The sequence below is a fragment of the Natronorubrum amylolyticum genome (assembly GCF_052040145.1).
In the GTDB taxonomy this organism is placed as follows: Archaea; Halobacteriota; Halobacteria; order Halobacteriales; family Natrialbaceae; genus Natronorubrum.
In genome coordinates, this window is record NZ_JBPPFW010000007.1 from 1 (window position 1) to 19,191 (window position 19,191).

Sequence of the window (19,191 nt, forward strand, 5' to 3'; positions counted from 1 at the left end):
CCTCACCGGCCGAACGGACGACGAAACCGATCTCGACGCCCTGTTCGGCGCCCTCGCCGACTCGCGACGCCGAACGATCCTCACCGTTCTCGGGAACCAGTACCATCCGCTCTCGACCGAGACCCTCGCTCGAGACGTCGCGGCTCGCGAGGCGGAGACCGCCGAGCGCGACGTGTCTCAGGAACGCGTCAAACAGGTGCTGACCTCGCTCGTCCACGTTCACCTGCCACACCTGAACGACGCCGATCTCGTCGGCTACGATCACGAGACGAACAGCGTCTCCTACGAAGGGCACCCGACCCTGCGCACCGAGTGGCTCGGCAGCGATCCCGACCGCCTGCAGACGGCCACCGAGTCGGCTCCTGACGAATCGATCGAAACCGACTCGAGCGACGATGTTCGGACGCTGCGAGGACGAGAGTCGATCGTCACGACCGGTCAGTCGCTCTGTGAATCGGCCGAGGAGGAACTGTTCATGATGTTCACGACGACGGGGCTGCTCGAGGAAGGCTGTTTCCGTCGGGTCGAAGACGCACTCGATCGCGGCGTCGACGTCTACGTCGGGTCGCGGGATCCGCGCGTTCGCGAGATCGTACGCGACCGCGCGCCGGAGGCCGTCCTCTGGGAGCCACAGTTGGACTGGCTCAACCTGCCGCCGAACGGCGAGTCCGTCGGTCGGCTGGTGTTTGCGGACCGCAAAGCGGTCCTGCTGGGGACGCTCGGAACGCCGGCAGCCGACGACGAGTACGACGAAACCGCACTCATCGGTGAGGGACCGGACAACGGGTTCGTCGTCCTCATGCGACAGCTGCTCGGCTCGCGACTCGACCACCTGGATACCCCCAGCGAGACCGGTCAGTCGGAGATTCCGCTGTAACGCGACGGTACGGAACGATCGCAACGAACGACCGCGTGCCGACCGCCGACGGTTCGGATTACTCTCGATCCCCCGCTTTGGCCCTCCCATCCGCGTCCATTTTGTATCGGTCCAATTGACGCCGACCACGGTCCGTCGAGACAACAACACTTACCCAGTCGGTCCTCGCACGCACGCATATGACCCAAAGCGACTGGGGAGACTGGCTCGTTCGTGACGTCGAAGACGCTTCGCCCGACGGAGTAGCCGTCTGGTATCTCGGCTGTAACGGCTTCGTTCTCAAGGGAAGCGAGGGAACGACGGTCTACATCGATCCCTACGTCGGACTGGGCGATCCGCCGCGAACCGTCCGGATGATTCCCGTTCCGTTCGATCCCGCGGACGTCACGGACGCCGACGCCGTTCTCGCGACGCACGAACACACCGACCACGTTCACGGCGAGAGCCAGGCACCGATTCTCGAGCAGACCGGAGCCACCTTCTACGCACCCGACGACAGCCTCGCCGTCGCCCGGGACGACGAGGAGTGGACCGCAGAGTGGGATCTCACGGACGAGCAGTTCGCCGAAGTCGACGAGGGCGACAGCCTCGAAATCGGTGAGTTCACGGTCCACGTCGAGGACGCCAACGATCCCGACGCGACCCACCCCGTGAGCTACGTCTTCGAGCACGACGCCGGGACCTTTTTCCACGGCGGCGATACGAAGCCGTCCGACGAGTTCGAACGGATCGGCGACGAATACGATATCGACCTCGGCGTCCTCGCTTTCGGCACCGTCGGCCGAATTCCCGACAAGGAGACCCGCGAGCCCAAACGGACCCGCTGGTACAACGACGAGAACCAGATCGTCGAAGCCGCGTCGGCGCTGGGACTCGAGCGACTCCTCCCGAGTCACTGGGATATGTGGCGCGGACTGACCTCGGACCCGAAGGTGCTCCACCACCACGCGAAGAGTTTCGAGTACCCGACGCGACTCGATCTGGTCGAGATCGGCGACCGCGTCGATCTCTAGACGCGCTATGTGAACCAGATCTGATACTGTCCGTATCATTTATAGTAATGGTGTGGTAACGTTGGCCTCATGAGTAGCACCGCCGACACGGACGACGTGATCGAGGTCGATGCTGACGGGTTATCCGTCCGGAAAACGTTCGCGGCGGACGAGTTTCCCGTCCCTGCGATCCGCTTCGAGATCGAATCCGAACGTGACGAACAGGTTGCATTTCGACTCTCCGAATCGATCCCCGAATCGTTCCCGATGGACAAAGTCGGGTTCCACCCCGAGTACAACAGCGACGACTGGACCGCCTTTCAGGACAACCACGTCGAGTTCACCGGCACGCTCGAGTCCGGCGAAGAACTCGTCACGGTCTACGGCATCCGTATCGACGACGAGAGCGATGCCGATCAGTTCCTGACCGAGCCGGAGGTCGTCGAGGTCAGTTCCGACGGCGACGATGGCGGAACGGAGGCCGAAGAGGTCGCTGACGACGTCATCGGAAACATCGTCTCGGAGGACCGAAATCAGGCCGTCAAGGATATGATCGCCGGCGAATCCGAGTCCGTTCCCGGACTCGAGGACGACGAATCGGCCGAGGCCGACGGAGACGACGGCGACGTCGAGGCCGCTGCCGACGCGGACGACCTCGAGGACGAAGCCGACGGACTCGATCTCGACCTCGGCGACGTCGATCCCGAACCGGAGCCGGTCGACGAGGAAGCCGACACGGACGAAGACGACACGCCGGACATCGATCTCGGCTTCGAAGAGGACGAGATACCGGAACCCGACGACGCTGACGACGAGGAGACCGACCTCGAGATCGATCTCGGCGTCGACGACGACGACGAGGACGTTGCTGGAGACGAACCCGAACTCGAGGACGAGGAGGAGACGGACGCCGAACCCGAGATCGAACTCGATCTCGAAGCCGCTGCAGCCACCGTCGAGGAAGACGAACCGGACATCGACGACGGTGCAGACGAAGCGGACGACGACAGTGTAGACGAAGACGAACCGCCGCTGGCTGAGTCGAGCGAGGACGTCGAGGCCGATGCCGAGACGCCGTCGGCCGACGATAGCGACCTCGTCGACGCGGAACCCGACTCGTCCGTCGAACCCGAACTCGAGCACGACGAACCGACGACCGAAGGGACGGACGTCGACGAGCCATCGAACGCGGTCGACGAATCGGCCGCCGATGCCGAGGTAGACACCGCAGATGCCGCAGACGACGTTCAGGACGGCGAAGCGAGCACGACAGACGCCGATTCGGAAACGGACACCTCGGAGACCGCGTTCGATGGCTCTGTCGCTGCCCGACTCGCGACGGAGATCCGCGAGGATGACGTCGACGACGACGATCTCGAGGCGCTCCGCGCCGAACTCGATCTCGAGCCGTCGGGTCCAGACGTTGCCAAAGTCGACCACCTGCAGCGCCGCGTCGAGGAGGTCACCGCCTACACCGACGCACTCGAGCAGTTCCTCGAGGAGAACGGGACCGGGAAACAGCTCATCGAGGAGCTCACGGCTGATATCAGTCGCCTCGAAGACGACTTCTCGTCGATGGATGATCGGCTGGATGAGACGGCATCGGGCGTCGACGCCGTCGAAGCCGACGTGAGCGATCTCTCCGAGTGGAACGCCGACCTCGAGACCGGGATCGGCGCCGTCGAAACGGACGTCGACGAACTCGGGGACGAGCTCGACGACGTCACGGAGGACGTTTCGGCTGTCGAAGCGGAGGTCGAGACGGTCGCGGACGACGTGACCGATCTCGAGGAAGACGTCGACGACGTCGAAGCCGACGTTGCAGACGTAGCCGAGGACCTCGACGATGTGGCCGACGACGTCGAAGACGTGGAAGACGACGTCGAGTCGATCGAAGGCGACCTCGAGGACGTTCAGGCCGAAGTTTCCGACATTCAGGAGTGGCGCGATCAGCTCGGTTCGATGTTCACGGACTGAGACGGTCTGCTGTATCTGGATACCGGTGTGACCGCAGGACGGTTTGCGGTCTTCGGAACTGACTGACGGTCGTCCGTATGAACGACGCCGATTTTCGGGGACGGTCTCGACCCATATTCTCACTCTCGTTTTCGAAACGCAACGCGTTTATCCGTCGCCGGTCGAGGATTCGTCGATGGGCGAGACGATACCGATCGCTGTTCCACGCAAGGGGCGACCGCTCGAGTCGGTGCTCGACCGGTTCGCGCGTCGACTCGATGTGGCCGATCTCGCGGACGATATCACGTCGACGCTTCGTCACGAGAAGGCACTCACGAAGGGGACGGTCGACCCCGAAGACGACGCCGAGGAACACGTCTACCATCGTCTCGCAGCGTACAGCACCGTCGAAGATCCGACCGAGCCCGAGTACACGCTCTTGCGAGACGATCGAGCCGGGAAACCCCGACGGATCGTCTTCGACAGCGTCACGATCCCACTCAAAGGGATCGACGGCGTCCCGGACGATACGGAAATCCAGCTCGTCGGTCGCGAGGAACCGTTTCGAGCCCTGCGAACCCACGAGTTCGCGCTCGGGTTCGATAGCGCCGATCTCGTCTTAGAGGAGGTCGTCGAACTCCGTCCGGAACCGCTCGACCGAATCGCCGACATCAACGCCCGAATCGATCCGTCCGATACCGACGTTCGCGTCGTCACCGGTCTCGGCGATACCGTCTATCACACGCTGATGGCCACCCCTGAGGTGTCACCATCGACGGGATCGCTCGACCGGGACTTTCTCGAAGCGTACGACGGCCCGCTCTGCATCGAACCGCGGTACGAACGGCTCGTGCAGGCCGTCCTCGGCACGCGGACGCTCGACGGCGTCGACTTCGCGTATCCCGAGGAGGGCCGCGAGGAGGAGGCCGCGATCGCCGACACCGGGTTAGGTGTCTATCTGACCGTGACGGGATCGACGGCTCGAGAGCACGGGCTGTTGCTGGGCGAACAACTGTTCCCGAGCGAGACCGTGCTCTTAGAGAGTACGCCGGAAGTCAGCGAGACGGTCGACGGCGTTCGCGCGCTGTTGAACGGAGCCGACCTCGAGACAGCGCTCGCGGTCGAACAGTAGAACACGCTTCGAAACGGACTTTTTCGCGGAATAACGGTTAATTCGACTTAGCTAACACCACCGACGAGTCACGGACTGCTCGAAAGTGGCACGACGTACGCTTCGATGATGTTTCTAATCGACGTCCCCTTGTACGTCGTGAGTCCGGCCATCGTTCTGCAGATCCAGACCACTATCAGGTAACCGTTCATGTCTTCTCAGTGTCTTAATATCGATTAAGCCTAAGTGCCACGGACGACTAGAGACGAATATGAGCGAACGAGCGGTCCCGACAAACCAACGAACGGCCACCCAGGACCGCATCGAGTCGGAACTCCTCGAGGGAACGCTCGACCTCGAGCGGGAAGCGAACCGACTGTCGGTGATGGGTGAGCCCACTCGGTTTACTATTCTCTATCTGCTCTCCGAAGAGGGTCAGGTGCGAAGTGGCGAACTAGCGGAGCTGCTTGACCGTCGACAGAACGACCTGTATCACCATCTCAACACGCTTGAAGACGCAGGACTGGTAGGAAAGTTCCGTGACGGCGGGAGTCGCGTCTACGAACTGTCGCCGCTCGCGGAGGGGTTCGTTCCGCGAATTTTCGACGCGGTCAACGCTCGCGCCGAAGCCGTCTGAGATCGGCACAACCGGGGCGGTTCGATACTGATCCGCCAATCGAGATTCGATCCGAGACGAGACCGACTCCAAACGTCGGTACACGGTACCTCCATTATTCGTCGAGAAGCCCCAGAGTGGTCCCTATCGTCCGATTTCGAACACCCGATCGTTGAACAGCTCACCACCAATTGGATATAGCGAAATACAGTTTAATAGGCTACTTTCGAGCATAGGGAAGTACTACAATAGTAGTAAATACTGGCGCCAATGCAGTCAATCGCCCGAGAATTGTCGCGAGAGAGTTTGGGTCTCGGTGATGCTTGTGGGCTACTCCGCGGTCGGTCGATAGCGCTCTCCGCGATTTATCGATTGACGGCGTAGATGTGCTCGAGGTACGTCTCTCGGACACGATCACCCCAGTTGTGGGTGTAGGTGTCGATCACGTCACCGGCGACGTCTCCCCGGAGATACTGGACGATACCTCGGTCCCCGGTTCGGTCCCGCAGGTGGGTTGTGAAAAAGTGCCGGAAGTAGTGAGGGGTAACGTTCTCCTGGGTTCCGCCACCCGTGCGATACCAGCCGCGTTCTCGAGCGTGTTTCTCGACGATATAGCGGACGTCCGACGGAGTCAGGCGCTCACCCCACGATTCGCCGGTATCGAGAAAGAGCGGGTCGGCGGCAGAAACTGGGTCCGGGCGGATCGCCAGCCACTCGAGGAGCGCCCGCCGGAGTTCGTCGTCGACGGGAACGACCGTGTCCCGCTTTCGTTTGTTCGACGCCGTTCGCTCCTCGCCGTTGACGGTCGCACCACGAGCGGGCGCCGCGGCGACGAACACCGACGAGGGTCGCCGCTCGAGGCCGACGCGAGGGTCCCACTCGCGGTCAATTTCTGGCATCTCGAGGTTCAGATCCTGCAAATCGAGGTTACAGCACTCGCCGACGCGCATCCCCGTTTTCAACAGTGTGACGACGACGGCCCGCTCGAGCGGGTGATCGATTTCGGCGACGAACGATCGCATCTCTGGGACCGAAATGTCCCGTCTCGTCGGGTTCGTGTCGATCGATTCGGACAGCTCCTCCATCACCAGGGCCATCGGATTGTCGTCGAAGACGCCAACTCGGTTCATGTAGTCGTAAAACCGGTTGAGATACGAGGCGTAGGTCGCGATCGTGCTCGGTTCGAACCCCCCTCGGAGGGAGTGAATCCAGGCCATACACTCCCGTCGCTGGGCCGATCCCACCCGATCGACGTCGAAGCGCTCGCTCACAAACGCCTCGAACCGTCGGAGGACGCGCTCGTAGGCCTCGAGCGTCCGTTCGCTCTTGCCGTGATAGCGCTGGTCGTCGAGGAAGTACGCGATCGGATCCGTGACGTCCGACGGGACGTCGGTCCCGCGTTCAGTCGCCATCGACACCACCGTCGACGGCAGTGTATCCGCCGTGGCGTCCGCTGTATCGAACCCGGTTGTTCGCCTGGAGATTCTCGAGTGTTTCGTCGAGTCGCGATTCGATGTCGTCCGACACCGCTTCGAGGAGTTCATCCCACGAGTACGTGTCAGACTCGAGTAGTTTGAGGATCCGTGTTTCGAGGCCGTTACCCCCAGGGTCTGGGTCCGGAGAATGGGGTTCCTCTCGGTCGGTGTCGAACCCCGCTCGACCGGCCTGGACCATCGTCCGAACGAACTCGGCCTGATTCATCCCCAGATCGTCGGCGTGAGACTGCCATTCAGATTTCTGGTAGGACGGGACGTAGGTTTTGACGGTGGTTCGCTCGGTGTCCGCCGAATCGCTCATACGACACCAATCAAACGCGGTGATAATCAATCTACCCATTATTCGAGCTAAGTGTTTTTATCTCTTTTCGTGGACCGAGTTTTGCGCCAAATATAGGCCTATTTTTTCGGATTGGATTTTGAAAGAGGACACAATTTGAGATTGAAACTGGGTGGTTTTGGGACCACAGTTTGAGATATTAGATATAGTTGCGGCAGCTGGAGTTGACTATTGGGCGAGCAAACTCGAGAATAGAGGCCTGATTAGCGCGCCAAAATAACTATCACACACATGGTAGCTCGTGTGTTTTCGAGTGGTAAATAGCGCGGAAACAGTCGTGAAAATTACCGAATTGTTCCAAATATAGCTGTGAGAAAAATATGTTCGGGTTTGTCTCTCGATCAAGCGAGAACGGTGGGGTGTTTTCGCGGTGAATTTCGGCGAGCGATCGCGACCCAATTCAGCCCGCTGATGGGGCCGGAATCTCACTCGAGATTTCGAGACCATCACTGAACCGAAACCAGAGATACCACTAGTCGAGCACTTCGTCGTGGCGGGCTGATGTCGGCACGGGCGGAGCCGCCACATCCGCCGCTCGGTCGGTCGTGGCGCTCGAGGGCATTCGGTTCACGAGAGTCATTCGAACGAGACTGAACCGGTTCGACGCTCAGGAGGCGTCGATCAGCCTGTACTTGGACGGTCAGAGCCGCCTCGAGTCGTATCTCCAACCCGTAGCGAGCCAGCGGTGTCGGTTCACGACGTTACGCGGTAGATGGGGTGTGCACTGCTAGCTCGGGACGAACCCATCTCACCTCGTTCGTCGGGGAGTGACTGCGACTTGGCCTCAGCTGAGCCCGTTCTCGAGGTTACGTAGGGCGTCGAAACGCAGTTCCATACTACACGGTTCAGAAATAGATAAAATCGCCTCAGCGGCCATATAGCGGCGTTGGGAGTGACTGGTGCGATACAGCACCGATACGGGACGGCAGATCACGTAATCTGGTGGTGTTCGAGAATCAGTTCAATCTCCATCGATGGCTCCGTCGAACTAACGGAGCACGCTAAGATCATCGCGGAGTCACGCAGGGTCGTGCTGACTACCTGGAACGGTGTTCTGGGCGCCTCGAGGCGTCCTCGGTGATTGTCTACCACTACCGACGGGGAACAGGTTCGCGGACGAACAGACGCGGTCTCGGGCCGCCTGAAACGGGGTCTCCCCTATCGACTGTGAGACACCGAAACGATTCGTCGATCGAAACTCGTCACAATCTCGGAGACATATTCACTCTCTTTGCGAGCAGACGGCAGTGGTTCGTGTGATAACACGGTGGAGAACGCGATAGGCGAGTGCGACCAGTGAGCCAGTGTCGGTCGTTTCACTATCGGTCTCGGCCCGGGTCTCGAGAAGAGAATAGTGCCATCGCGGTTCCGGTTCCGTACCACGTATCCGGACGAGATCTTCCCACCGTGTCTCGACGTGGTATACTACGCTTCAGGGAGACAGCCACAGTGTCGGTAGCAGCCCGTTCGTGTACGGAGTGTGGTCCGGACGAGAGTGCTATCGCCACGTACCCGCTCGAGGCTGTCAGCTGCCAGGAATCGTCGTCGTGTATCGAGGCAACCGTTCTTGGAATACAGTCCGTCTCTGACGACCGATACAGTCACTGATTGTTTTATGGTACCATATCACTCTTCTCGTGCCAGGCGGTAGCTACACGACTAGTGAACCATATAATGCTATATCGAAATGGGGCCCGGTAGCTCAACTGGAACAGCCCACAGCGACTCGAAAAACGGATTCAGTCCCGGAGTAACGATGGGGACCGACAGCCTCCGTTTTACGGGACCTCCGATTAGCGGACGATAGCTGGCCTACTGAGGAGATGGGCGTTTTCGACCCAAATTAAATAGTCTCTCTTGTGGTTTGATAGCATAGTATCGATATGTCTCTCCCTTATCTAGCACTCCAGTGGACGCCCCATACGCCGATACTCTTCGCGTCGTTTGTGATCTGTAGCGCCCTCGCGATCGCTGGCTGGTGGTACCGCGATCAGCCGGCCACACGCCCGTTCGCGATTATGATGTCCGGCTGTGCGTTCTACGCCGGGACGACCGTCATCGAGTACTCGATCGTCGCTCTCGAACCGAGCCTGTTCTGGTGGCGCGTCCAGTATCTCGGCTGGGTGCTCATTCCGCCGGCGACGCTCGTGTTCGTCCTCGAGTACACCGGACGAAACCGCTGGATAACACCGAAACTGTTCGTCGCGCTGGCGATCGTGCCGACTATTACGCTCGTGCTCGCGTTCACTCCGCTGGCTCCCGATCTCATCGTCCAGAACCCGCAGGTGGTCGACGAGGGTGGTATCGCGTACATGGACTACGACGTCGGTCCGTGGTACACCATCGACGGACTGTACAGTGACGCCGTGATGACGATCGGCTTCGTTCTCCTGGTGCGAACGTACCTTCGGACCACGATGGGACAGCGGAGTCAGATTGGAGGACTCGTGATCGCTCTCGCACCGTACGCAACGCTCATACCCTTTTATTACTACGTCGGGCCGACCGTGTTCGACTTCGGAGCGACGTACGAACTCGAACCGTTCCTGTACGCGTTCACCGGCTCCATCTTCGCGTGGGTCCTGTTCAAGTATCGATTTCTCGACACCGTCCCCGTTCCGTTCGACATGATGCTCGAGACGACGCCGAACGGGGTCTTAATCGTCGGGACGGAGCGTCACGTCGTAGAGTGCAACCGGACTGCGCGCGAGTACTTAGACGTAGCCGGCCCGATCGCCGGACGACCGCTGAGAACGCTCTCCGAAGCGGCCGAACGGGTCGACGCCATCATTGCGAACGGGGGAGAGTCGGAGTTGCGAATCGGCAATAGCGTGTACGCCGTCTCGACGACGCGACTCGTCGACCTCCGGGGTGTCGAGTACGGACATCACGTGGTCATCCAGAACGTTACCAAGCGCGTACAGTACGACCAGCTACTGGAACGTCACAACGAACAGCTCGAGACGCTGAACCAGATGCTTCGCCACGATATCCGCAACGACACGATGGTCGCGCTCGGCTGGACCGAGATCCTCGACGAAATGGTCGAAGAGTCGTCGCTCGAAGCGGACGCGGCACCCATTCTCGATCGCATCGATACCTCCGTCAGACACATCGCAGACCTCACGGAGATCGCGTCGGAGCTGTCACAACCGCTCGAGCAACCGGATGAGGACTGGACCCGCTCGATATCGCTCCAACGGGTACTCCGAGAGGAGGTCGAGAAGGCGGCCGAGGCGTTTCCACATGCTGAGTTCACGCTCGAGGAACCACCGGACGTCGAGGTTACCGCGGACATGGCCCTCGCGTCCGCGGTCAGCAACATGCTTCGAAACGCAGTACTCCACAACGACAAGGAGGTGCCGACGGTCCACATCTCTGTCGCCATCGACGACGGTCGTGCGTGCGTTCGAATCGCGGATAACGGCCCGGGAATTCCAGCGGAGTTACAGGATCGGATCTTCGACCGAGGCGTAAAGGGCGAACACAGCGGCGGCAGCGGACTGGGATTGCATCTGGTACAGACGTTTCTGAGTTGGTACGGCGGATCGGTCGAGATGGAGGACAACGAACCGGAGGGAACGGTGTTCAAGATCGAGCTCCCGATCGCCGCGTAACCGGGTTCGTCACGCGCGCGATGCCGTGTCACCGCGAGTGTCTCTCGCTCCGTTTCGAGTCGCCTCGCGTCGGTGTCGAGTCGTTCCGCGGGGAGTTAACAGCGACCGGACAGATAGAGGAATATGGCTTCGTCATCACTCGTCGACGTCGATTTCTCCGAGGGAATCGCGACCGTCACGCTGAACCGACCGGAGAAACTCAACGCCGTCACCCTCGAGTCACTCTCCGCCGTGCGAGACGCGCTCGTCGACCTGCCCGAAGACGAGATCGGTGGACTCGTCATCACGGGTGCCGGCGACGTGACCTGTGCCGGAATGGACCGGGAGATCGTCGCCGACCCCGCCTACGACGAGAAGTACGCGGACGAGATCGGTGCGTTGACCGCCGAAATCTACGAGTTCCTCGTCTCGAGACCGTATCCGACCGCGGTCGCGGCCCGCGGTGCCCTCATCGGGATCGGGTTCATCCTCTCCTTGCGGTGTGATTTCCTCGTGCTCGGGGAGGAGACCAAACTCGCGCTGCCTGAGGTGCAGTTCGGTATCGCCCCAACGGGATCGATGCCGTACCTCGAGGCGATTGCAGGAACCAGAGTCACGAAAGAGATCGCTCTCACGGGCGAGCCGGTCGCCCCCGAACGGGCGCAAGAACTAGGTATCGCAAACCGGGTCGTTCCGAACGACGAGGTCGAAGAGGGAGCGCGGGAACTCGTCGGCAAAATTGCCGAGAACGATGCTGACGCCGTCCGAGAGCTCAAGAGTGCAACGTCGAGTCCCGAGTAGCACGTGCACGCCGGCACAACGAGTCGACCGACGTTCAGAGGACGTTTCGAGACCGCAGGAACGATACCTGTCTGTACATCCGGCAGCCGAGACAGAATCCGGTCGTGGCCGCGAGCCCCGCGAGGAGTGCGACCACCGCGGCGATCGCGTAGCCGACTGTCGGGAGCCCGACGACGAGGAGCACCGACGCGAGGCCGGCGCCGACGGCGCCGAGCAGCTTCGCGAACCGGTGCGGTGCTGCGGGTTCGGGTTCGTCCGGACGACCCAGTATGGGGATCACGACGTGCTCCCAGCACAGGCGGTAGGGATCAAGTCGCCACCGTGAGACCACTGCTAGTCCGAGAATCGCTGCCACGGCGTAGACGAGCACCGGTTGCGTAAATACGACACCGATCAGCAACAGCGTCGCCGTGATCGATTGGCCGAACCGCGGTGCTCGCGGGTCGACGTACGCGATACTCGAGTTCGACGACTGTGAGTCCGTCGTCTCGCTCGAGGAAGGAGAGTGGTGTTCGGTGGCCATAGCTCGTGTATGGGCCCAATGTGCAAGAAGGTGTGGACGCGACCAGTTGCAGTCGAAGACTGAGTCGGCCAGAAATCGATCGTCGCTCGATCAGTGAGTCGCTGCTCGGACGTCGTCGACGCGATACAGGTCCTCTTGCAGTCCGTCGCCCTCACACTCCTCGTTCGGGCACTCGAAGTGCCACCCGTCCTGAGTCGCATCGCCTTCCCGGAACCGGTCGCCACATACCTGGCAGAAAAGCTGTCCCTTTTTGCACGTATCGCGGTGTAGTTCGAGGGCGAGCTCCGTCTGGAAGGACTGGTTACAGTTGCGACAGGTGTGCATATTTCGTCTGACGCGAGCATCCATCAAAACTGCTTGGGTTTGTTTCTTACGTCCGAAACGGACGTGATTCGGCTTCACTGTGCCGATTTACCCGAGGTAGTCCGGGAAGAAAGAACGACCAATCGACCTGTTTACTCAGTCTCGGGTACTCCGTTTCCTGTCACGTCTACGCACAGCAACGTCGTGCGACTCGGTTGCACGACACAGTATCAGGAAAGTGCCAACTACGAATTATCCGAAGGAGGTCGTTCCCGAAATATCGGTTCAGGGAGCGACTCGAGTCAGTCGTCTTGACCGAGAATGCCGCGTTCGGTCATCTTTCGGGGGTCGAGGACCTCGTCGGCTTCCGCCTCGCTGAGGTAACCCTTCTCGAGGACGACCTCGCGAACCGTCTTATCCTCCTTGAGTGCGGTTTTGGCGACTTCGCTGGCCTTGTCGTATCCGATGTGGACGTTCAGCGAGGTGGCCATCGCCATCGACTGTTCGACGCGCTCCGCACAGTACTCCTCGTTGGCCTCGAGCGGGCCGACGAAGCGCTCGGCGAACACCTGACTCGAGTTCGAGATCAGTTCCGCGGACTCGAGGAAGTTGTGCGCGAGGACGGGCTTGTAGAGGTTGAGGTCGATCTGGCCCTCGGCGGCGCCGGCGGCAACGGCGGCGTCGTTGCCGACGACCTGCTTGTGGACCTGATTGACGGCCTCGGCGACGACCGGGTTGATCTTGCCGGGCATGATCGACGAGCCGGGCTGGTTCTCGGGCTGTTCGATCTCGCCGAGTCCGTTTCGCGGACCGGAGGCCAGCAGCCGCAGGTCGTTGGCGATCTTGTTCAGCGAGCCCGCAATCACTCGGAGCGCGCCGTGGGCCTCGCTCATCGCGTCGTGGGCGGCCTGGGCCTCGAAGTGGTTGTCGGCCTCGCGGAACTGGACGCCGGTCTCTTTGGTGATGTACTCGGCGGCGCGGCCGGGGAACTCCTCGTGCGTATTGAGGCCGGTCCCGGTCGCGGTGCCGCCCAGCGCGAGTTCGGCGAGGTGTTCGCGGACGTTGTCGACGCGACCGAGTCCCTTCTCGACCTGCGTGCGGTAGCCGCCGAACTCCTGGCCGAGGGTGACCGGCGTCGCGTCCTGGAGGTGCGTGCGGCCGGTCTTGACGACGTCATCGAACTCCTCCTCTTTGCGCTCGAGCGCCTCGCGGAGCGTGTCGAGTGCCGGAATGACGTCCTTCTCGACGGCCTCGAGGCTCGCAACGTGCATCGCGGTCGGAATGACGTCGTTGGACGACTGACCGTAGTTGACGTGGTCGTTGGGGTGGACGACGCGGTCGCCGATCTCGCTGCCCATGAGTTCGGCGGCGCGGTTGGCGATAACCTCGTTGGCGTTCATGTTCGAGGAGGTACCCGAGCCGGTCTGGAAGACGTCGACCGGGAACTGATCGTCGTGTTCGCCGGCGATGACCTCGTCGGCGGCCTCGATGATCGCCTCGGCGACGTCGTCCTCGACCAGGCCGAGGTCGCGGTTGGCCTGTGCGGCACCCTTCTTGACGACGCCGAGCGCGCGGACGAATCGTCGACTGAAGGAGATGCCCGAAATGGGGAAGTTCTGAATGGCCCGCTGGGTCTGTGCGCCCCAGTAAGCGTCCTTGGGAACCTGCATCTCGCCGAGACTGTCCTCCTCGATCCGGTAGTCCGTGTCTTCGTCTCCCATAGGGAGAGCGTCGCTGTGAGCGTGGTAAAATCCACCGAAACGACGCCGGCGACGGGTGGGAAAACGAGACCGCGTCAGGTGAAGTCTACCGACAGACCCAGCTCGTCGTCGCGGGCGCGTTCGCGGAGCGCCGACTGCAGGCGTTTGCGACTGGCCTGCTGGACGCCGCGTGCGTCCTCGAGGTCGACGTCGTAGATCGTCGGCGTCGCCCAGAAGAGCGTCCGCGAACTCGCCGTGTCGACAACCAGCGACGCCAGCCCGAGTCGACGCTGGAAGATGGATCGTTGCGTCGAGACCGTCTGGATCCGATAGTAGGGGATCACGGTGGTTCGGCGACTCCAGAAGCCGCGGCGGACGACGAGGTGATCCTCGCCGACGTAGTAGCCGAGGTGGACGTACTTCAGGTGCGCCGCAGGGGGCACCGCCGCGAAGACGACCGCGGCGAGGTACCAGCGCTCGAGGCCAGTCACTTGCGCAATGGCGAAGAAAATCGCGACGATAGCGGCGGCGATCATCGAGTACCGGGCGAGGTAGCGGCGGCGAGCCATCGTCGGCGGGCTCCGGAATTTCGGCGTCTCGACGTCGGTCAGGTTTTCGGTAAAGCGGTGAACGCGACCCTGTTTGGCCAGCGGCACGGCCGACTGACTGCCGCCGTTGCTGTCGGGGCCGTAGCCGGCCGTCTCGACCCAGAGCCCGGCGTAGCCGATGAGCCGCTGGAGCGGGTTGGCCGTCACCGTCACCGACTGTACCTTCTCGACGGGGATCGAACCGCTGTAGCGCTGGAGAAGCCCTCGTTCGTAGACGAAGTCTTCGTCGGCGCGGCCGAGCTGGAAGTCGTAGTAGGTCGCGAACGTGTAGGCGACGCTCAGCATGTACGTGATGATGATCCCGTTGATCATCGAGACGAGCGTCAGAATGCCGTAGTTAGTAGTCGTCCCCTCGCCGATCGATTCGGGACCGCCGACCGGCTGAGCGATCGTCACGAGCAGTTGAATGAACGTGTCCGTCGCGATGAAAAACAGCCCCAGCACGGCCGCCGCGGCCGCGGGTCGGAACGACGTAAAGGAGTAGAGCAGGAGCTCCCGCGACTCGAGGTCGAACAGTCGCTGGCGGCGCGGGCGCTCGTACCCCGGCGCGCGATCATCTCGACTCTCGGTCGGGTCCGAGGACGGAACGGTCGGGTCCGAATCGACGGACCGCTCCGTGTCGGACGGTGTTCCCGTTTCGTCGGTCTCGTTCGGAGCTTCGCCCATTTCGTCGACCGATTCTCGCCCCTCGGCCGTCGACGACTCGCGCTTGCGCCGACGGTCTTTCGCGTCGGCCGTTCGGCGTCGAATCTGCTCCTGGAGCCGGTTCGCTTCGGACTCGCTGACGAAGTTCAACGTGGCTTCGGTGGCGCCGCCACCGGCGGTTTCGATCGAGAGGGTCGCGAGGCCGAACAGCCGCTGGAAAACGCCCTGACGAACGTCGACGTTCTGAATGCGGCCGTACGGAATTTCCCGGGACCGACGCGCGAAGACGCCCGAGGCGACGTCGAACGTGTCCGGCGTGATGCCGTACTCGAACCGGTAGTAGTAGCCGACTCCGTAGGCGACGCCGGCGGCGAAGCCGAGCGGTGCGGCCACGGGGAACCAGGTCGGACTGATTGGATCGATGATCCCGCCTAGAACGAGGACGAGCACCATCGGGACCCACAGCCAGATGAAGCCGTACTGGAGGCCGTACGCGACCGCACTCAGTGGATGAAGTCGATTCATGGTCGGTCAGACCGCGTCGTCGGCTTCGCTCTCGACGGCGAGTTCGCGAAGCGTATCCTGCAGATCCCGGGCACGATCGGGCGTCAGTCCCGGAATCCGAACGTCTGCGTTTCGCGAACCCGCGGTGTAGACGACGACGCTCGAGAGCCCGAGCGCGCGTTCGATCGGTCCGAACTGCGTGTCGACGTGCTGGACGCGGACGAACGGGACCGCGGTCTCGACGAACGTGATGACGCCGCGCTCCAAATAGAGCGCGTCGTTCTGGAGTTCGAACTTCCATACCTGATAGAGACGGACGGCGTAGACGATCCCGAGTAGCAGTGCGAGCGCGGCGACGCCGGCGATAGCGACCGTGGGAACGTCCGTGATCCACTGGTCGACGAGCGCGAGGACGACGCCGAGGACGACTGCCGTGATCGCTCCCTGCGCGATCCAGAGCAGCCTGATGCGGGGGTGAAGCGATTCCATACGCATATCCTATCAGGTAGGGAGGATAAAGCTGCGGTTCCGGCTGCGGTGAGCGAGACGCTGACTCGCCGACCGAACCACCCCGTTCACCCTTCGTACTCGTCGTACTCCTCGGGCGTGTACGTCGAGAGCTCGAGGGCGTGGATGTCGGTCGTCATGTGGTCGCCGAGGGCGTCGTAGACCTGCTGGTGTTGCTGGACCAGCGGGACGCCGTCGAACGCCGGCGAGATCACGGTCGCCGCGAGATGGTCGTCATCGTGCTTGTCGCGTGCGTGCGTGACCGTGGCGTCTGCGTCCTCGAGGTTCGATTCGATGAGCTCCTCGATATCGTCAAGATCCATAGTCGTGGGTTGGGCGCTCGAGGCAAAAACGCCGCGGTCCGACTTCCCCGTCTCACCCCGGTCGGCTGACGCCGTCGAATTTATAGTGGCATGGTTCGCTGGCTGTGGTATGTCACTGGCAGCCGAAACTCGCCGTGCCGCCGACGGGCATCCCTTTCTTCGCACAGCACTGCGAGCGGGGATCGTGAACTACACCGCCGCTGCCCGGTTTCTCGAGATCGACGGCGAGGTCGACGCGGTCGCGACGGCGCTGCGGCGGTACGCCGAGGAACTGCCGGCGTACGAACGCGACGCTCGCGACGTACGGGTCAGGATGGAGAGCGGAATTGGTTCGGTCGACGCCGGATCGGACGACGCGCTGATCGCCGTCGGCGGGGAATCGTTCGGCCCCAGCGGCGGCGATCGGACGGCGATCGTCGCGACGGGGGACACCGACGCGGCCGCCCTCGCTGCGGTCCTGCAGGGACTGAATCTCGAGGCGATCACCCCCACTGTGGCCGCCGTGGGCGGTGATTCGATGGTCGTCGTCGTCGACCGACTCGAGGGAGCGGACGCGTTACGAGCGATCGAGGGTGCGCTCGAGGCTGTTCCGTCGAGCGGCGAGTGATTGGATCGAGGCTCGAGCCGCCACCGGGGGTGGACGACGGTCATCTCGCCTTCAAGAGCGAGACGATGAACCTGACTGGCGAGTACACCGCCTCCGACTCGACAGAAGGGGAACCCACGGCGTTAGCCGTGGATAGATGACACGCTTTAACTTTCGGCCGCGGGAAGTGAGCGTCATGACCCTGCACGTGACGAACACGTTAACGGGCGACCGCGAGCCGTTCGAGCCACAGGATCCCGAGAACGTTCTCCTCTACTACTGTGGCCTGACGGTTTCGGATCCGCCACATCTGGGCCACGCGCGGTCGTGGGTCCACGTCGACGTCATGCACCGGTGGCTCGAGTACCTCGGGTACGACGTGCGTCACGTCGAGAACTTCACCGACGTCAACGAGAAGATCGTCGCCCGCGTGGGCGAAGACGACCTCGGCGAGGACGAAGCGGAAGTCGCGGAGAGCTACGTCGAGCACACGCTCGAGGATATGCGCTCGCTCAATCTCCTGCGGGCGGAGGTCTATCCCCGCGTCTCCGAGCACGTCCCAGAGATCGTCGAGCTCGTCGAGACGCTTATCGAGAAGGGCTACGCCTACGAGTCGAACGGCTCGGTCTACTTCGACGTCACCAGTTTCGACGAGTACGGCAAGCTCTCGAATCAGGAACTCGACGAAATCGAGTCTCAGGGTGACCCCGACGAGCGGACCGAGAAGCGTCATGCCGCGGACTTCGCACTCTGGAAGGCTGGCGGCGTCGACGAGGCGGCGATCGAAGAACACCGCCACGAGGGCGCTTCCGACGCCGGACACGCCTGTGGGACGGCCCAGACCTGGGAGTCCCCGTGGGGCGAGGGTCGCCCGGGCTGGCACATCGAGTGCTCGGCGATGAGCATGACCCACTTAGACGAGACGCTGGACCTCCACGTCGGCGGCCGGGACCTCGTCTTCCCCCACCACGAAAACGAGATCGCGCAATCGGAGGCCGCGACCGACCAGCAGTTCGCGAACTACTGGCTCCACTGCGAACTGTTCCAGATGGACGACGAGAAGATGTCCTCGAGTCTGGGCAACTTCGTCACCGTCGACGAGGCCGTCAACCAGTGGGGGACGAACGTGTTGCGGACCTTCCTCACCGCGGGATCGTACAACAGCAAACAGCTCTACTCCGACGAGACGATCGCCGAGGCCGAGGAGCGCTGGGACCGACTCGAGCGCGCCTACGACTCGGCCCTCGAAGCGGTGGATTCGGCCGCTGCACGAACGAAGGTCGACGACGAGTCGCTGCGGACGGCCGTCGACGACGCGCGCGACTCGTTCGTCGAGGCCATGAACGACGACTTCAACACGCGAGAAGCGCAGTCTGCCTTACTGTCGGTCGCGACCGCGGTGAACTCCCACCTCGAGGACCGTTCTGAGTACGATTACCGAGGGCTCCGGCGGGCCGTCGAGACGCTCGAGGAACTCGGGGCCGTCCTCGGGCTCTCGTTCGTCGGCGAGACGACGGGTACGGCCGATCTCGCGGGTGACGTCGTCGACCTCGTTCTCGACGTCCGCGAGCAGGAGCGGGCCGACGGGAACTACGACCGGGCCGACGAGTTGCGCGACGAACTCGAGGCGCTCGGCATCGAGGTGCAGGATACGGACGACGGGGCGAGCTATCGACTGCCCTCCGGAGAGTAGAAGGGGCTGACCCC

The 19,191-nt window shown here is 62.2% G+C and carries 17 protein-coding genes; 9 read left to right on the top strand and 8 right to left on the bottom strand.

Annotated features, from left to right (window positions below):
- From ACSFDB_RS20380 to ACSFDB_RS20400, 5 genes are all read left to right on the top strand, one after another.
- Positions 1-877 (top strand): DUF7344 domain-containing protein (locus ACSFDB_RS20380; RefSeq protein WP_440772730.1); only part of this gene is annotated, 877 nt, incomplete at its 5' end.
- A 179-nt stretch (positions 878-1,056) separates the two neighbouring features.
- A complete protein-coding gene (locus ACSFDB_RS20385) occupies positions 1,057-1,890 on the top strand; it encodes an MBL fold metallo-hydrolase (RefSeq protein ID WP_440772731.1) in 834 nt (277 codons plus the stop codon).
- A 69-nt stretch (positions 1,891-1,959) separates the two neighbouring features.
- Complete coding sequence (locus ACSFDB_RS20390; protein ID WP_440772732.1) at positions 1,960-3,846, top strand: AAA family ATPase; 1,887 nt, start codon at positions 1,960-1,962, stop codon at positions 3,844-3,846.
- Positions 3,847-4,021: 175 nt separating this feature from the next.
- Positions 4,022-4,957, top strand: a complete 936-nt coding sequence (locus ACSFDB_RS20395) for a phosphoribosyltransferase HisG-related protein (RefSeq protein WP_440772733.1) — start codon at positions 4,022-4,024, stop codon at positions 4,955-4,957.
- Positions 4,958-5,207: 250 nt separating this feature from the next.
- Entirely contained in the window at positions 5,208-5,573 is a 366-nt protein-coding gene (locus ACSFDB_RS20400; protein WP_440772734.1) for an ArsR/SmtB family transcription factor, read from the top strand.
- Positions 5,574-5,917: 344 nt separating this feature from the next.
- Here ACSFDB_RS20400 and ACSFDB_RS20405 read toward each other — a convergent pair whose 3' ends face one another.
- Positions 5,918-6,964, bottom strand: coding sequence for a tyrosine-type recombinase/integrase (locus ACSFDB_RS20405; protein ID WP_440772735.1), 1,047 nt, complete (start codon positions 6,962-6,964; stop codon positions 5,918-5,920).
- The gene (locus ACSFDB_RS20410) at positions 6,954-7,349 is read right to left on the bottom strand and encodes a DUF5805 domain-containing protein (protein ID WP_440772736.1); all 396 of its coding nucleotides are present in this window, start codon (positions 7,347-7,349) and stop codon (positions 6,954-6,956) included. Before ACSFDB_RS20410 ends, ACSFDB_RS20405 begins: the two co-directional genes overlap by 11 nt.
- A 1,922-nt stretch (positions 7,350-9,271) precedes the next feature.
- On the opposite strand from ACSFDB_RS20410, the gene ACSFDB_RS20415 reads away from it, so the two are divergent.
- Entirely contained in the window at positions 9,272-11,005 is a 1,734-nt protein-coding gene (locus ACSFDB_RS20415; RefSeq protein ID WP_440772737.1) for a sensor histidine kinase, read from the top strand.
- A 123-nt stretch (positions 11,006-11,128) separates the two neighbouring features.
- Entirely contained in the window at positions 11,129-11,785 is a 657-nt protein-coding gene (locus ACSFDB_RS20420; protein ID WP_440772738.1) for an enoyl-CoA hydratase/isomerase family protein, read from the top strand.
- Positions 11,786-11,819: 34 nt separating this feature from the next.
- Here ACSFDB_RS20420 and ACSFDB_RS20425 read toward each other — a convergent pair whose 3' ends face one another.
- The 6 genes from ACSFDB_RS20425 to ACSFDB_RS20450 form a co-directional block, all read right to left on the bottom strand.
- Positions 11,820-12,308, bottom strand: a complete 489-nt coding sequence (locus ACSFDB_RS20425; RefSeq protein WP_440772739.1) for a DUF4395 domain-containing protein — start codon at positions 12,306-12,308, stop codon at positions 11,820-11,822.
- Between the two features lie 90 nt (positions 12,309-12,398).
- Entirely contained in the window at positions 12,399-12,632 is a 234-nt protein-coding gene (locus tag ACSFDB_RS20430; RefSeq protein ID WP_090306337.1) for a transcriptional regulator, read from the bottom strand.
- Between the two features lie 281 nt (positions 12,633-12,913).
- On the bottom strand, positions 12,914-14,332 hold the full coding sequence (locus ACSFDB_RS20435) for a class II fumarate hydratase (protein ID WP_440772740.1): 1,419 nt from the start codon (positions 14,330-14,332) through the stop codon (positions 12,914-12,916).
- Between the two features lie 74 nt (positions 14,333-14,406).
- Positions 14,407-16,089, bottom strand: coding sequence for a PH domain-containing protein (locus ACSFDB_RS20440; RefSeq protein ID WP_440772741.1), 1,683 nt, complete (start codon positions 16,087-16,089; stop codon positions 14,407-14,409).
- Between the two features lie 6 nt (positions 16,090-16,095).
- Entirely contained in the window at positions 16,096-16,557 is a 462-nt protein-coding gene (locus ACSFDB_RS20445; RefSeq protein ID WP_090307661.1) for a PH domain-containing protein, read from the bottom strand.
- 86 nt (positions 16,558-16,643) lie between these two features.
- A complete protein-coding gene (locus ACSFDB_RS20450) occupies positions 16,644-16,898 on the bottom strand; it encodes a BolA family protein (protein ID WP_440765086.1) in 255 nt (84 codons plus the stop codon).
- A 109-nt stretch (positions 16,899-17,007) separates the two neighbouring features.
- Between ACSFDB_RS20450 and ACSFDB_RS20455 the strand changes: the two genes are divergently transcribed.
- Both ACSFDB_RS20455 and cysS read left to right on the top strand, forming a co-directional pair.
- Positions 17,008-17,505 carry a DUF7523 family protein gene (locus ACSFDB_RS20455; RefSeq protein WP_440772742.1) on the top strand — a complete coding sequence of 166 codons (498 nt, stop codon included), beginning with the start codon at positions 17,008-17,010 and terminating at the stop codon, positions 17,503-17,505.
- A gap of 175 nt (positions 17,506-17,680) precedes the next feature.
- Entirely contained in the window at positions 17,681-19,177 is a 1,497-nt protein-coding gene (gene cysS / locus ACSFDB_RS20460) for a cysteine--tRNA ligase (protein ID WP_440772781.1), read from the top strand.
- Positions 19,178-19,191 lie beyond the last annotated feature (14 nt).